This is a genomic window from Streptomyces sp. NPDC002754 (genome assembly GCF_053592315.1).
Genome location: NZ_JBSFVM010000028.1, coordinates 1 through 13,833, shown reverse-complemented (window position 1 = coordinate 13,833; position 13,833 = coordinate 1). Strand labels below are relative to the sequence as shown.

General features: G+C 70.3%; 15 protein-coding genes. 9 read left to right on the top strand and 6 right to left on the bottom strand.

The features are described from left to right. The first annotated feature begins 81 nt into the window (after nt 1-81). The 4 genes from ACWD2L_RS33340 (at nt 82) to ACWD2L_RS33325 (ending at nt 3,926) form a co-directional block, all read left to right on the top strand. A complete protein-coding gene (locus ACWD2L_RS33340) occupies nt 82-747 on the top strand; it encodes a class I SAM-dependent methyltransferase (protein ID WP_351345390.1) in 666 nt (221 codons plus the stop codon). A gap of 22 nt (nt 748-769) precedes the next feature. After that, complete coding sequence (locus ACWD2L_RS33335) at nt 770-1,783, top strand: N-acetylmuramoyl-L-alanine amidase (RefSeq protein ID WP_351345387.1); 1,014 nt, start codon at nt 770-772, stop codon at nt 1,781-1,783. 128 nt (nt 1,784-1,911) lie between these two features. Further along, nucleotides 1,912-2,781, top strand: coding sequence for a hypothetical protein (locus ACWD2L_RS33330; protein ID WP_351345384.1), 870 nt, complete (start codon nt 1,912-1,914; stop codon nt 2,779-2,781). 134 nt (nt 2,782-2,915) lie between these two features. Next, nucleotides 2,916-3,926 (top strand): LLM class F420-dependent oxidoreductase, encoded by a 1,011-nt coding sequence (locus ACWD2L_RS33325; RefSeq protein WP_351345381.1) that lies wholly within the window; start codon nt 2,916-2,918, stop codon nt 3,924-3,926. Between the two features lie 21 nt (nt 3,927-3,947). Here the strand turns inward: ACWD2L_RS33325 and ACWD2L_RS33320 are convergent, their stop codons facing one another. Then, a complete protein-coding gene (locus tag ACWD2L_RS33320) occupies nt 3,948-4,517 on the bottom strand; it encodes a hypothetical protein (RefSeq protein WP_351345379.1) in 570 nt (189 codons plus the stop codon). Between the two features lie 117 nt (nt 4,518-4,634). Between ACWD2L_RS33320 and ACWD2L_RS33315 the strand changes: the two genes are divergently transcribed. Further along, nucleotides 4,635-4,931, top strand: coding sequence for a hypothetical protein (locus ACWD2L_RS33315; RefSeq protein WP_351345376.1), 297 nt, complete (start codon nt 4,635-4,637; stop codon nt 4,929-4,931). Between the two features lie 13 nt (nt 4,932-4,944). Here the strand turns inward: ACWD2L_RS33315 and ACWD2L_RS33310 are convergent, their stop codons facing one another. The 3 genes from ACWD2L_RS33310 to ACWD2L_RS33300 are packed head-to-tail and all read right to left on the bottom strand — an operon-like array spanning nt 4,945 to nt 8,086. Continuing rightward, nucleotides 4,945-6,018: a prenyltransferase gene (locus ACWD2L_RS33310; RefSeq protein ID WP_351345373.1), complete on the bottom strand. Its 1,074-nt coding sequence runs from the start codon at nt 6,016-6,018 to the stop codon at nt 4,945-4,947. Continuing rightward, nucleotides 6,015-6,755: a class I SAM-dependent methyltransferase gene (locus ACWD2L_RS33305; RefSeq protein WP_351345370.1), complete on the bottom strand. Its 741-nt coding sequence runs from the start codon at nt 6,753-6,755 to the stop codon at nt 6,015-6,017. Before ACWD2L_RS33305 ends, ACWD2L_RS33310 begins: the two co-directional genes overlap by 4 nt. Then, nucleotides 6,749-8,086: a glycosyltransferase family 4 protein gene (locus ACWD2L_RS33300; protein WP_351345367.1), complete on the bottom strand. Its 1,338-nt coding sequence runs from the start codon at nt 8,084-8,086 to the stop codon at nt 6,749-6,751. Before ACWD2L_RS33300 ends, ACWD2L_RS33305 begins: the two co-directional genes overlap by 7 nt. 177 nt (nt 8,087-8,263) lie before the next feature. On the opposite strand from ACWD2L_RS33300, the gene ACWD2L_RS33295 reads away from it, so the two are divergent. Next, a complete protein-coding gene (locus ACWD2L_RS33295; protein WP_351345364.1) occupies nt 8,264-8,884 on the top strand; it encodes a TetR family transcriptional regulator in 621 nt (206 codons plus the stop codon). A gap of 176 nt (nt 8,885-9,060) precedes the next feature. Here the strand turns inward: ACWD2L_RS33295 and ACWD2L_RS33290 are convergent, their stop codons facing one another. Continuing rightward, nucleotides 9,061-9,294, bottom strand: a complete 234-nt coding sequence (locus ACWD2L_RS33290; protein ID WP_351345897.1) for a ferredoxin — start codon at nt 9,292-9,294, stop codon at nt 9,061-9,063. A 2-nt stretch (nt 9,295-9,296) separates the two neighbouring features. Continuing rightward, on the bottom strand, nt 9,297-10,763 hold the full coding sequence (locus ACWD2L_RS33285) for an aldehyde dehydrogenase (protein WP_351345900.1): 1,467 nt from the start codon (nt 10,761-10,763) through the stop codon (nt 9,297-9,299). Nucleotides 10,764-10,941: 178 nt separating this feature from the next. On the opposite strand from ACWD2L_RS33285, the gene ACWD2L_RS33280 reads away from it, so the two are divergent. The 3 genes from ACWD2L_RS33280 to ACWD2L_RS33270 all read left to right on the top strand — a co-directional run bounded on the left by ACWD2L_RS33280 (nt 10,942) and on the right by ACWD2L_RS33270 (nt 13,668). Then, entirely contained in the window at nt 10,942-11,991 is a 1,050-nt protein-coding gene (locus ACWD2L_RS33280; RefSeq protein ID WP_351345903.1) for an MBL fold metallo-hydrolase, read from the top strand. 253 nt (nt 11,992-12,244) lie between these two features. Further along, nucleotides 12,245-12,490 carry a hypothetical protein gene (locus ACWD2L_RS33275; protein WP_351345906.1) on the top strand — a complete coding sequence of 82 codons (246 nt, stop codon included), beginning with the start codon at nt 12,245-12,247 and terminating at the stop codon, nt 12,488-12,490. Nucleotides 12,491-12,504: 14 nt separating this feature from the next. Further along, nucleotides 12,505-13,668, top strand: a complete 1,164-nt coding sequence (locus tag ACWD2L_RS33270) for a flotillin family protein (protein WP_351345909.1) — start codon at nt 12,505-12,507, stop codon at nt 13,666-13,668. The last annotated feature ends 165 nt before the right edge of the window (nt 13,669-13,833 follow it).

The following is a 13,833-nucleotide window of genomic DNA, read 5'->3' as shown; positions in this document are numbered from 1 at the left end:
GAGTGATTCGTAGTTACGCGTCACAGTCCCACGCCCACCCCCCAACTCCAGCCACGCTCCACGTAGGGCAGAGTGATCGGCATGAGCATCACAAGCCGCAGCCACGCCCCCGCCCCGGAGATCCTGGCCGCTTTCGAGGCGGCCAAGGGATTCATGCCGCGCGGTGAGGGGCTCGCGCTGTACGCCGCCGCCGTCGAGGCGGCGGCGCTCGGCCTCCCCCTTCTGGAGGTCGGGACGTACTGCGGGCGGTCCACCGTCCTGCTCGCCGACGCCGCGCGCGCGGCCGGGGTCACGGCGCTCACCGTCGACCACCATCGCGGCAGCGAGGAGCAGCAGCCGGGCTGGGACTTCCACGACCCCGAGACCGTGGACCCGGCGGTGGGGATCATGGACACCCTCCCCACGTTCCGGCGCACGCTGCACGCGGCGGGGCTGGAGGACCACGTGGTCGCGCTCGTCGGAAAGTCGCCGCAGGTAGCGAAGGTGTGGGGCGGGCTGCTCGGGCTCGTCTTCATCGACGGCGGGCACACGGACGAGCACGCCACAGCCGATTACGAGGGCTGGGCCCCGCACGTCGTCGAGGGCGGCCTTCTCCTCATCCACGACGTCTTTCCCGTGAAGCACGACGAGTGGACGGGGCAGGCGCCGTACCGCGTGTACCAGCGGGCACTCGCGTCCGGGGCGTTCACCGAGGTCTCAAAGTGCGACTCGCTGCGCGTCCTGCGTCGAAGTGGCGCAGGGATCTGAGCGCGCGGTTAAGGTCGGAAACGTGTCGTACGCAGGTCCGGAACCCGATGGCTTCGAAGAGGACTACTACCGCGAGGGCGCGCCTCGGCGCCGCTTCGGCGGGCGCCCCGTGCTCGTCACGTTCGCCGCGCTGGTGCCCACCGCGCTCGCGGCGTGGCTGGTGTGGCAGGTCGTGAGCGGGCCGGGTGACAGCGAGCCGCCGAAGGTGCTGCCCGCGCCCGGTCAGTCCTCGACCGCCTCGCCCTCGCAGGACGCGAAGGAGCCGAGCCCGACGGCCCCGTCGAAGTCGAAGTCGAGCGCCACCGCCAGCCCCTCCGCCCCGAAAACGTCCAAAGCCCCCGCGAAGCCCGCCGGCGGCTCGGGACCCCTCAAGGGCAAGCTCGTCGTCATCGACCCCGGCCACAACCCGGGCAACTTCAAGCACGCCACCGAGATCAACCGGTCCGTGAACGTGGGCAACGGCTCCAAGGAGTGCGACACCACGGGTACGTCGACGAACGCGGGCTACACCGAGGCCCGGTTCACGCTGGACGTGGCGAAGCGCATGCGGACGGTCCTCGAACGGCAGGGCGCGACCGTGCGGTTGACGCAGGACGGGGGCCGGTCCTGGGGACCGTGTGTGGACGAGCGCGCCGAGATCGGCAACAAGGCGAAGGCCGACGCCGTCGTCTCCGTCCACGCGGACGGCTCGGGCCAGGGCAACCGCGGCTTCCATGTGATCCTTCCCGCATCCGTGCGCGCGGGAGCCGCCGACACCACCCCGATCGTGAAGCCCTCACGCGACCTCGGCGAGCGGATCGCGGGCAAGTACCTCAAGGCCACGGGCCAGGCCCCGTCGAACTACATCGGTGGTGGCACGGGCCTCGACACCCGCAGTGACCTGGGAGGACTCAACCTTTCCAAGGTTCCGAAGGTCTTCATCGAGTGTGGCAACATGCGGGACTCGCAGGACGTCGAGCGACTGACGTCGGGCGCGTGGCGGCAGAAGGCGGCGCAGGGCATCTCTGAAGGAATCGTGAGTTTCCTCGGCGGGTAACTGTCACCCTATGGATCTCGGCAGACACTCCCCGGACCCGGGCGATAGTGTCCTCCGTACGATGTGGGGCCACCCCTGCGCTATGCGCCGCCTCCACCGATGACCGGACGACTGACGAAGGACTTGAAGTGAATATCCGCTCCCTCACTCGAGGCGACGGCGTGGTGATCGGAGCAGCGGTGTTGCTGTTGATCGCCTCGTTCCTCGATATCTACTCCGTCGACGGGGCGCCCGACAGCGTCGAGTTCCCGAACTCCTGGGAGAGCGGCCCGCTTCTCATGAGCGTGGTGCTCGCGGGCGTCATCGGCGCCGTGCTCATCGTGATCAGCCGTGGGACGGCGCAGCCGCGCAAGGTCGCGGGGATCGACCTCGGCCAGTTCGGCATCGCGGCCACGGTGCTGGCCGCGTGGGCGGCGCTCGGCAACATCTTCGACCCGTCGGGCGGCATCAACAACGTCGGCAGCAGCGCCTCCTCCGACGGTCCGAGCGCCGGCATCGGCCTCATCCTCAGCCTCGTCGCCACCCTGATCATGGCCGCCGCCGCGATCGCGACCCCCCTCGTCCCGGCCCTCAAGGGCGCCCTCCTCGGCTCCCCGCGCCCGCAGCAGCCGCAGCCGTACGGCGGCCAGCCGCAGCAGGGTTACGGCTACCCCGGCGCCCAGCAGCAGCCCGGCGGCCCCGGCCAGCAGCAGCCCTACGGCGCGCAGCAGCCGGGCCCGGGTCAGCAGCAGCCGTACGGCGGCCAACCGCAGCAGGCCGGTGCCCCGGCCCCGCAGGCCGCCGCGCAGCCGCCCGCCGCGGACTTCTCGCCGTTCTGGTTCGCCGTGCCGGTGCCGCGTCCGCTCTTCGCGGAGGACGGCTCGCAGGCGCAGATCGCCGAACTGGCACCCGGTACCTGGTACTTGGCGGTCGAGCAGCGGGGCCCCGGCCTCGTCGCCCAGACGCAGGACGGCCGCCGCGGTGTGCTCCAGGACACCTCGGGGATCCAGCGCGGCTGACCCGATCCCTCCACGGGGATCAAAGCAGTTCAAGGCCCCTCGCCCGTCTTCCGGGTGAGGGGCCTTTCGCGTAGTCTCGCTCGCGCAAATTGACATACCGTCAGTTCAGCTCAGTTCACGGGCAGGGGGCACAGATGCGGCTCGGAATCGCACTCGGCTACTGGGGTCGCGGGCCGGACCCCGATCACCTTCAACTCGTGCGGGACGCCGAGGAATTGGGCTACGACTCGGTGTGGACGTCGGAGTCCTGGGGCAGCGACGCTTTCACCCCGCTCACCTGGTTCGCCGCGCACACCTCGCGGATCCGGCTCGGCACGGCGATCGCGCAGATGGCGGCCCGCTCCCCCACCACGACCGCGATGCACGCACTCACCCTGGACCACCTGTCGGGCGGCCGGATGATGCTCGGGCTCGGCCTGTCCGGACCGCAGGTCGTGGAGGGTTGGTACGGGCGCCCGTTCCCCCGCTCCCCACTCACGGCCACCCGCGAGTACGTGGACGTCGTACGGCAGGTGCTGCGGCGCGAGGGGCCGGTGGAGGTCGACGGGCGGTTCCACTCGCATCCGTACAACGGGGACGACGGCACCGGGCTCGGCAAGGCCCTGAAGCCGATCACGCACCCGCTCCGCGCCGATCTGCCGATCCTGCTCGGCGCCGAGGGGCCGAAGAACATCGCGCAGACCACACGGATCGCGGACGGCTGGCTGCCGCTGTACTGGTCGCCGACGCGGACGGATGCGTACCAGGCGTCGCTCACCGAGTTGCCCGAGAACTTCACCATCGCGCCCATGGCCCGCGCGAAGGTCTGCGACGACGTCGCCGAGGGGCTGCTCCCGGTGAAGGCGATGCTCGGCTTCTACATCGGCGGCATGGGCCACGCGACCCGCAACTTCCACGCCGACCTCATGGCACGGATGGGGTACGAGGCCGAGGCCCGGCACATCCAGGACCTGTTCGCCGAGGGGCGCAGGGAAGAGGCGGTGCTGGCCGTGCCGGACGCGTTCGCCGACGAGATCTCGCTCGTGGGGCCGCGCGAACGGATCGCGGAGCGCCTGGAGTTGTGGCGCAAGGGCCCGGTGACGGACCTGCTGGCCCTGTCCCCGGACCCGCACACGCTGCGCGTACTGGCGGAGTTGAACTCGTAGACGACTAGACGTCTAAGGGCGCTACGAGCCCTTGGTGAGTTGCGAGGCCGACGGGACCTTGTTCGTCACCTCGGCGCCCGCGTCCTTGCCCGCGCCCTTGACGTCGTTGATGACGTCGTTGAAGGAGGAGGTCACGTCGCCGAGGCCCTCACCCTTGCGCAGCTTGGTCGACAGGCCCTTCAGCGACGCGATGCCGGCCGACAGCGGCGCGACCGCCTTCGAGAGCGTCGGGTCACCCTCGGCGTTCTTCTGCGCGGCCTTCAGCCGGTTGTACGTGAACGCGCCCGCGAGCCCCGCCTTCACCATGGCGAACCTGCGGCCGTCCGCGCCGGACTTGAACTTGCCGGCACGGTACGGCTTCACGATCCACTGATACGTGGCCCCCGCCGCGAGCCCCGCGTTCGCCGCGAACCGGGTCTTGGCGAACTTCTGCTTCTCGGCCTTCGTGGTGGCGCTCGCACTCGACGAGGCCTTGGTCGCGGACGCCGATTCGCTGTCGGAACCGCACGCCGTCGCGCCCGCGAGCAGCGCGCCGCACAGCAGCAACGCAGTGAGCAGACGTCGTACGGACAGGGGTGAACGGGGTACCACCGCATACCTCCGGGCCTTGAGCGGGCATTGGTGGCAGCGTCACCCGGCCCCGCGGCGTGCGCCACTCGGGCGAGCCCGTACGTGTTTCAGTGCAGGCTTCGGGGGCAACCGGTCGTCATGTCTGCGAACCGGCACTATCGAGGCACCAACGAGGCAGCCCGCGTCGTGATGATCGTGGCCGATGTATTCGCCGTGATCCTCGGCCTGTGGATCCTGATGTATCTCCTGGACGCGAACCGCGGCAACGACCTGGTCCAGTTCGTCCACGACGTGTCCACATGGCTGGCCGGCTGGTCCCATGACCTGTTCACCTTCGACGCGAGCTGGGCACGCGTCGTCGCCGGCTACGGCCTCGCAGCCGTCGTCTACCTGTTCGTCGGCCACGCGGTGGCGAACCGGCTGCGCAGGTACTGACCCGCGGAACCGGCTACGCGCAGCAGTCCGGCTCGACGCCCGTCGGCAGCAGTTCGCCGCCGAACACGGAGCAGGTGGCCTCGTCACCGCCGAGTGCCGCCACCGCGAGCAGCACCGAGCCCGCGGTCCACGTGGTCAGTTCCTCCGGCCAGATCGCCTGGTCGTCGAAGACGTAGCCCGTCCAGTACAGGCCGGTCTTCGGGTCGCGCAGGTGCTGGATGTCCTGGAGGATCCCGAGGGCCCAGTCGGACTCGCCCACCGCCCAGAGCGCGAGGGCGAGTTCGGCGCTCTCGCCGCCGGTCACCCAGGGGTTGGGGACCACGCAGCGCACCCCGAGACCGGGGACGACGAACGTGTCCCAGTCGGCCTGTATGCGGGCCTTCGCCTCCGCTCCGCCGAGAGCGCCGCCGAGGACCGGGTAGTACCAGTCCATCGAGTAGCGGCCCTTGTCGAGGAACCGCTCGGGGTGACTGCGGATGGCGTGCCCGAGCGCGCCGAGCGCCAACTCCCAGTCGGGTTGGGGCTCTTCGCGCTGCTCGGCGATGGCGAGCGCGCAGCGCAGGGCGTGATGCACGGACGAACTGCCCGTGAGGAGCGCGTCGTTGACGGGTGTGCCGTCGGGTTCGCGCTTCCAGCCGATCTGGCCGCCGGGCTGCTGGAGGCGGAGCACGAACTCCGTCGCCGCGCACACGACGGGCCACATGCGGTCGAGGAAGGCGTCGTCGCCGGTGGAGAGGTAGTGGTGCCAGACGCCCACGGCTACGTACGCGACGAAGTTGGACTCGCGGCCGTGGTCCGTCACGTCGTCCGGGTCGCCGTCGCGGTAGGCGGCGTACCAGGAGCCGTCCTCGGCCTGGTGCCTGGCCAGCCACTCGTAGGCGCGCCCGGCGGCCTCGTGCTCGCCGGCCACGTCGAGCGCCATGGCGGCCTCGGTGTGGTCCCACGGGTCGAGGTGGTGTCCGCGGAACCACGGGATGGCCCCGTCGGCGCGCTGGGCGCCGAGTATCCCGTCGACGGTCTGCGCCGCCTGATCCGCCGTCAGGACACCGGGGAGTACGAGGAGTTCGGTCCGCTCGGGGCTGCTCACTCAGCGGCCCCGTCGGCCTTCGGCAGGTGCGGCTTCGTGGCGTACGCGACGAAGCTCTTGCCGACGACGGGGTTGAGGAGGCCCTCGGCGACCCGGGTGAGCGCGGGCTTCTTCATGATGTCCCAGACCAGGAGCTTGTGGTACGCCTTCACCGGCAGCGCCTTGTCGTTGTCGACGCCGAACGCGCACTTGAGCCACCAGTACGGCGCGTGCAGCGCGTGCGCGTGGTGCGTGCCGTACGGCTTGAGGCCCGCCTCGCGCATCCGGTCGAGGAGCTCGTCCGCCTTGTAGATGCGGATGTGACCTCCCTCGACCTCGTGGTACGCGTCGGAGAGCGCCCAGCACACCTTCTCGGGGCCGTAGCGCGGCACGGTGACCGCGATCCGGCCACCCGGCTTCAGGACCCTGACCATCTCGGCGAGCACCCCCTTGTCGTCGGGGATGTGCTCCATCACCTCGCTGATGATGACGACGTCGAACGACTCGTCGGGGAAGGGGAGTTGGAGCGCGTCACCCTCCATCGCGGTCGCGGTGGCGCCCGCGGGGGCCTCGCCCGCCTCCGCCATCGCGGCGAACCACTTGGCGACCTCGGCGATCTCGTCCTTGTTCTGATCGAGGGCGACGACCTGCGCCCCGCGCCGGTAGCACTCGAACGCGTGCCGTCCGGCCCCGCACCCGAGATCGAGGACGCGGTCGCCCGCGGCGAGCGGGAAACGGGTGAAGTCGACGGTCAGCACGTGGCCCTGCTTTCCTGGGGAGTTTCGGTGACAACTTCGGTGCGCGCGGGGCGATTCGGCCGGGGCGCGGCCGCCATCGCCTCACGGTAGAGCTCGGCGGTGCCCTGCGCGGCGCGCGCCCACGTGAAGCGTTCCAGGACGCGGGTGCGGCCGTCCGCGCCGAGCCGGGCGCGCAGTTCACGGTCGCCGAGCAGCCGGCCGAGGGCCGCGGCGAGCGCGCCTGGGTCGCCGGTCGGCACGGCCAGGCAGGTCTCGCCGTCGCGCCCCGCGACCTCGGGGATGGCGCCGCCGGTGGTGGCGACGAGCGGGGTGCCGGTGGCCATGGCCTCGGCGGCGGGCAGCGAGAACCCCTCGTAGAGCGAGGGCACGCAGGCGACCTGCGCCGAGCGCACGAGGTCGACGAGCTCCTGGTCGCTGATGCCCTTGACGAACTCGACGGCGCCCTCGAGCCCGTACCCCGCGATGGCCTGCGCTACCGGCCCCTCCTCGGGCCGCTTGCCGACCACGACGAGGTGCGCGTCCGGCTGCTCGGCCCGCACCTTGGCGAGCGCCTCGACGAGATAGACGAGGCCCTTGAGCGGGACGTCGGCGCTGGAGGTCGTCACGATCCGGCCCGGTACCTCGGGCACGGCCGGATCCGGCGAGAACAGGTCGGTGTCGGCGCCGATGTGCACGACGTTGATCCGCCCGGGACGCACGCCCAGGTGCTGGACGATCTCGTCGCGGGAGGTGCCGGAGACGGTGACCACGGACGGCAGCCGGCGCGCGACCCGCTTCTGCATGCGCGTGAACGCGTACCAGCGGCGCTTGGACATCCGCTGCCGCCGGTTCTCGGCGGCGTCCAGCTCCAGCTGCCGGTCCACGGTGATGGGGTGGTGGATGGTGGTCACCAGCGGAGCGCCGACATCGCCCAACAGCCCGTAGCCGAGCGTCTGGTTGTCGTGCACGACGTCGAACTCGCCGCGTCTGGCCCTCAGATGGCGGCGGGCGCGCAGCGAGAACGTCAGCGGCTCGGGAAAGCCGCCGGTCCACATGGTGCCGACTTCAAGAGCGTCGACCCAGTCGCGGTACTCGTCGCGCTTGGGTGTACGAAAGGGGTCGGGGCTGCGGTACAGGTCGAGGCTCGGCAGCTCGGTGAGCGAGAGCCCCGCGAGGGCGGCGCCGTCGGCCGCCTCGTCGAGCACGGGGTACGGCTGGGAGCCGATGACCTCGACGCGGTGCCCGAGCCGGACCAGCTCCCGCGAGAGGTGCCGGACGTAGACGCCCTGACCACCACAGAACGGGTTGCCTTTGTACGTGAGGAGAGCGATACGCAAGGACTCCGCGGTCACTCCAGGCCACCCTTCTTCCTGCTTGCCCGTGGACACTACGTGGGGACGCTAATCTAGAACAAGTTTCAGACTTGATCGTTCAAGAGCATCGAATCTACCGGCTGGTAGCCGGGCCGCGAGAGGTGGATCGGGTGATTCACGCCACGGCGGGCTCCACGGGACACGGAAAGCTTTCTGATGACAGCTCCGGACGCGAGAACCACCACCCGCTCGACCCCCGCGCTCACCGAGCGTCAGGAGGCCAGGCGCCGCCGGATCCTGCACGCGAGCGCGCAGCTCGCGGCGCGCGGCGGCTTCGACGCGGTGCAGATGCGGGAGGTCGCCGAGTCGTCCCAGGTCGCGCTCGGCACGCTGTACCGCTACTTCCCGAGCAAGGTGCACCTCCTGGTCGCCACCATGCAGGATCAACTCCAGCACATGCACACCACCGTCCGTAAGCGGCCGCCGTCCGGCGACTCCCCCGCCGAGCGGGTGGCCGAGACGCTGATGGGCGCCTTCCGCGCGTTGCAGCGGGAGCCGCATCTCGCGGATGCGATGGTGCGGGCGCTGACGTTCGCGGACCGGAGTGTGAGTCCGGAGGTCGACCAGGTGTCGCGGCAGACCACGGCGATCATTCTCGACGCGATGGAGCTCGACGATCCGACTCTGGAGCAGCTCTCCGCGGTCCGGGTCATCGAGCACACGTGGCACTCCGCGCTCATCACGTGGTTGTCGGGGCGGGCGTCCATCGCCCAGGTCAAGATCGACATCGAGATGGTGTGCCGCCTGATCGATCTTTCCGCTCCCCGTCATCCGTGACCTGCACCGGCATTGCGGCCTCGGGACTCTGCCCCGGACCCCGCGCCTCAATCGCCGGCGGGGCTTGATTTGCTCAACCGCCGCCGACGGGGCTTGTTATTTCAAGCCCCTGCGGCGATTGAGCAGCGGGGTCCGGGGCGGAGCCCCGAGGCCGCAACCACGGTGTGGCGCAACAATCAGTCCTCCGGCGGGAAGACGACCTCGCCCGTGTCCAGCAGCGTGACGGTGATCGCCTCCACGGGGCACCCCTCCGCCGCCGCGAGCACCCGCTCGTTCGCATCGCCATCCGCCTCCACCGGATGGGACTGCCGCGCACTGTCGAGGCGGAACCCGTCCGGCGCCGCGTTCACACACATCGCGGAGCCGATGCACACGCTCCGGTCGACCTCCACATGCCACCGGTCACCCATGCTCAACTCGCCTCCGGCTCGTACCCCGCGGGCAGGTGGATCATCTTGTGCTCGAAGTACTCCCCGTACCCCTCGGGCCCGAACTCCCGCCCCAGCCCGGAGTTCTTGTAGCCGCCGAACGGCCCGAGCATGTCGAGGCTGAACGTGTTCACGCTGTACGTACCCGTGCGCACCTGCCGCGCGATGTCGACCCCGTGCGCGGTGTCGGCCGTCCACACGCTGCCGCTGAGGCCGTAGTCGGAGTCGTTGGCGATCTTGATGGCCTCGGCCTCGTCGCCGTACGGGAGCAAGCAGATGACCGGGCCGAAGATCTCCTCGCGGGCGATGCGCATGGAGTTGTCGACGTCGCCGAAGAGGGTCGGCTCGACGTACCAGCCCCGCTCGAAGCCCTTCGGAACGCCGCCGCCCGTGAGGATCTTGGCGCCTTCCTGCTGGCCGATGCGGATGTAGTCGAGGGAGCGCTGCTGCTGCCGCTCGGCGACGAGCGGGCCGAGCTCGGTGGCCGGGTCGAGTGGATCGCCGACCTTCAACGCTGACGCCGCCGTGGAGAACGCGTCGGCGAACTCGTCGTAGCGCGAGCGCGGGACGAGGATGCGGGTCTGCGCCACACAGGCCTGCCCGTTGATCATCCAGGCGAACGGGACGATGCCGCCGACGGCGGCCGCCGCGTCGGCGTCCTCCAGAATCACGGCCGCGGACTTGCCGCCGAGTTCGAGGGTGACGCGGGTGAGGTTGCGCGACGCGACCTCCATGACGCGCTTGCCCGCGGCGACGGACCCGGTGAAGGAGACCTTGTCGACGCCCGGGTGCCCGACCAGGTACTCGCTGACCTCGCGGTCGGCGGGAAGGATGGAGAGCACGCCCTCCGGCAGCCCGGCCTCGGTGGCTATCTCGGCCAGCAGATACGCGTCGAGCGGCGTCTCCGGCGAGGTCTTCAGGATCACCGGGTTCCCGGCGAGCAGCGCGGGCGCGAGCTTCGCGGCGGCGGTGAACTGCGGGACGTTCCACGGGACGATGGCCGCGACGACGCCGACGGGTTCGCGCCGCACGAGCAGCTTGCCGAGGGCGCCGTCGCGCGTCTCCTCGTACGTGAAGTTCCGGGCGACGTTGATCGCGGAGTCCCAGACCATCATCGCGGCGAGCGCCTGCACCATGACGCCCGAGGTGTACGGGGTGCCGTTCTCGCTGCTGATGACGCGGGCGATCTCCTCGTGCCGGACCGCGAACGCGTCCTTGATCTTCGTGATGACCTCGATGCGCTCGTCGAGACTCATCCGCGGCCAGGGGCCGTCCTCGAAGGCGCGGCGGGCGACGGCCACGGCGCGGTCGACATCGGCGGGCGCGGCGTGCGGCACCCTGCCGAACACCTCTCCGGTGTGTGGCGAGACGACCTCGATGACCTCCTTGCCGAGGGGGTCGGTCAACTCTCCGCCGATGAACAGCTGTCCGTGTTCCACGAGCTCGGTCATGGCTGGCATCCTCACGCACGACATTTCTGACGGTGTTTCAGAACTGATACCAGTTCTAGTTGCGATCCGGAAGGGTGCTGCGCACCCTGAAGGTCGTGCGCTCGGGCGACCATTGAAACAAGTTCTACAAGTTCCCGTACAGTGGCGGCAGTTCGGCTGGAGCGGCGGAGGGTGTCCGATGGCAGAGGCGACGCAGGTGACCGACCACAGCGGGGGCGTGCACAGCATCCGCGTGCCGATCCCGGACAATCCACTCGGCTTCACCCTCGTCTACCTGGTCGACACCGACGCGGGCCCCGTCCTCATCGACACGGGCTGGGACGACCCGACGTCCTGGGACGCGCTCACCACCGGCCTGACCGCCTGCGGCACGCGCGTCGAGGACCTCACCGGCGTCCTGATCACCCACCATCACCCGGACCACCACGGCCTGTCGGCCAAGGTCCGGGAGGCGTCCGGGGCCTGGATCGCGATGCACGAGGCGGACGTGGCGGTGGTCAGGCGCACCCGGGAGAACAAGCCGGCGCGCTGGTACGCGTTCATGGTGGCGAAGCTGGTCGCGGCCGGTGCGCCCGAGGAACACATCGCCCCGCTGATCGCGGCCCGCGACTCCGGGAAGCAGCACCAACTCCCCGGCTTCGCACCCGCGTTGCCGGACCGCACCATCACCCCTGGCGACCTCCTCGACCTGCCGGGCCGCCGCCTGCGCGCGATCTGGACGCCGGGCCACACCCCCGGCCACGTATGCCTGCACATGGAAGAGGACCACCCGGCGAACCTGCCCGGCAACGGCCGCCTCTTCTCCGGCGATCACATGCTGCCCGGCATCACCCCGCACATCGGCCTGTACGAGGACCCGGACGACGCCACCGTCACGGACCCGCTCGGCGACTACCTCGACTCGCTCGAGCGGGTGGGTCGGCTCGACCCGGCGGAGGTCCTCCCGGCGCACCAGCACACGTTCACCGACGCCCCGGCGCGCGTGGGCGAGTTGCTGGACCACCACGAGGAACGCCTCACCGGCCTCCTCACCCTCCTCGCCACTCCCCTCACCCCGTGGCAGCTCGCCGAGCGCATGGAGTGGAACCGCCCGTGGTCCCAAATCCCTTACGGCTCCCGCACGATCGCCGTCTCCGAGGCGGAGGCCCACCTGCGCCGCCTCCAGAAAACGGGCCGCGTGGAACAGGTCACGGACAGCGACCCGGTGACGTACCAGTCCGTCATTTAAAGCCCCTGCGGCGTTTGAGCAGGCTTCTCAAGCCCCTGCGGCGATTGAGCAGGCTTCTCAAGCCCCTGCGGCGATTGAGCAGGCCTTTCAAGCCCCTGCGGCGATTGAGGCGCGGGGTCCGGGACAGCGCCCCGCAACCGCAACCCCGGTGCAGCCGATCTTTGCCGCACCTTCATGGAAGGGACGCCCGCAGAGGCGTATCTTCGGCCTCCAAGGGCTCTCACGAGCTGGAACGACAAGGGGGCGCCCGCCGATGACGCCGGACGAGGCAGTGGTCGGCCAAACGGGGAAGCTGGTCCTCGGCACACGTGGGGCCGATGGTCCGGGCGAGGTGTTGGTGCAGGTCAGGGGCGGGACCGAGACCTTTCTCGCGTACTCGGACGACCCCCTGGAGCGGGGCGCCACCGTGCTCGTGATCGAGTCCCGCGGCTGCCGGCAGGTCGTGGTCATGGCCTGGTCCGACCCTCTTCTCTCCGACGGCGAGGGCGACGCCCGCTAAGGAGACGTACAGGCATGTTCGGATATCGCGTTCCCGCACCCGACGAGGCGATGCTGATCTCGGGCGGCAGGCGGGGACTTGGGGGAGCGCCGTTCCGCGTCGTCACCGGGCACGGGAAGTTCGTACTCCCGGTGTTCCGCAAGACCCGCTTCCTGTCGCTCGCGATGAGCGAGGCGGAGGTCGTCGAGAAGTGTGTGACCAAGCAGGGCATCGCCCTGACCGTGCGCGCGGTGATCGCCTTCAAGGTCGGCAACGACCATGAGTCGATCGTCAACGCCGGGCAGCGGTTCCTCTCCGACCAGGAGCAGATGTCGGTCCTGACCGGCCGGATCTTCGCGGGCCACCTGCGTTCGATCATCGGCTCGATGACGGTGGAGGAGATCGTCACCGAACGCCAGAAGCTCGCGACGGAAGTGCTCGACACCTCGAAGTCGGAGATGGCGAAGATCGGCCTGCACGTCGACTCGCTGCAGATCCAGTCCATCGACGACGGCCAGACCGGTTACATCGAGGCGATGTCGCGCCCGCACAAGGCCGCCATCCAGCGGCAGGCGCAGATCGCGCAGGCGCAGGCCACGCAGGCCTCGGCGGAGGCCGAGCAGGCGGCGGCCCGCAAGCAGGCCGAGTACGCGCGGGAGACCGCGGTCGTGCAGGCCGAGTACAACGCCCAGGTCGACCGGGCCAAGGCGCAGGCCGAGCAGGCGGGACCGCTCGCGCTCGCCCACGCCCAGCAGGAGGTCCTCGCGGCGCAGACGGAACTGGCCATGCGGCAGGCCGAGTTGCGGGAGAAGCAACTGGTGTCGGAGATCGTCAAGCCGGCGCAGGCCGATGCGGAGCGCATCCGCGTGCTGGCTCTCGCCGAGGCCGAGCGGATGAAGATCCAGGCGGAGGCGGCGGCGTCGTACGACCGGGTCGCGCTCGACCGCATGCTCATCGACCAGCTTCCGCAGATCGTGAAGGAGGCGTCGGCGGGGCTCGCCGGGGCGAACGTCAACGTCCTCAACGGGGCGGATGGCCTCGGCGAGATCGCGGCGGGTCTGGTCGGCCAGGGCCTGACCATCCTGGACTCGGTCCGCAAGAACCTCTCCGGCGAGGGTGGGGACGGTGTCGGCTCGGCCGTGGAGCCCTACGTAGCCGCTCCGCGCGGGGGCGACGACGGTCCGGTAGACGTCCGCTGACGCCACGGGGCTCCGCCCCGGACCCCGCGCCTCAAACGCCGGCGGGGCTGAAAAGATCGCCTCAATCGCCGGCGGGGCTTGATCTATCAAGCCCCGCCGGCGATTGAGGCGATCTTTCAAGCCCCTGCGGCGATTGAGCAGCGGGGTCCGGGGCAGAGCCCCGTG